Source organism: Actinoplanes oryzae (assembly GCF_030757795.1).
In the GTDB taxonomy this organism is placed as follows: Bacteria; Actinomycetota; Actinomycetes; order Mycobacteriales; family Micromonosporaceae; genus Actinoplanes.
Map to the genome: position 1 here is coordinate 1 of NZ_JAUQWH010000363.1, position 582 is coordinate 582.

The window sequence follows — 582 nt, forward strand, 5'->3', positions numbered from 1 at the left end:
TGTGATGTCTCAAGACATCGGAAACGCCCGGACCTACGTTTTCGTAGGTCCGGGCGTTTTGTTTGTCCGGGTGGGGCCGGGTGGTCGGCCGGTGGGCTGGTAGTCGCGTTGTGGGTCGATGGTGAGCTCGCGGAGGAGTTCGCCGGTGGTGGCGTCGAGGACGCGGACGTCGAGGTTGTGGACGAGGAGTAGGACGTAGGTTCCGGCGTAGGTTTTGCCGATGCCGATGTGGCGCAGCCGGCCGGCGACGCGCAGCGTGATGGTGCCGGCTTTGCTGATCTTGTCTTTGCGGACCCGGTCGTGGCTGGTGCTCGTGTTAGTGCCGGGGGTGGCTTTCGGCCGGGCGTGATAGGCGGCGGCCGGGGTGGCGCGGTGCGTGAGAGATCGGTGCGGGCGGCGGTGATTGTATTCGTCGACGAATACGTCGATCAGTGTTTGTAGCTGCGTAATGGTTGCGGGTTGTGGTTGTTGGGACCGCAGCCAGAGTTTCAGGGTTTGGTGGAAGCGTTCGACTTTGCCGCAGGTGGTGCGATGGTTCGGCCGGGAGTTCTTCTGCACGATGTTCAGGCGGTGTAGTTCGTG

The 582-nt window shown here is 63.2% G+C and carries 1 protein-coding gene; it reads right to left on the minus strand.

All coding sequences use genetic code 11. The features are described 5' to 3' along the window. Positions 1 to 33: 33 nt before the first annotated feature. A partial coding sequence (locus tag RBH18_RS43940) for an integrase core domain-containing protein (protein WP_306216458.1) occupies positions 34 to 582 on the minus strand: 549 nt, incomplete at its 5' end.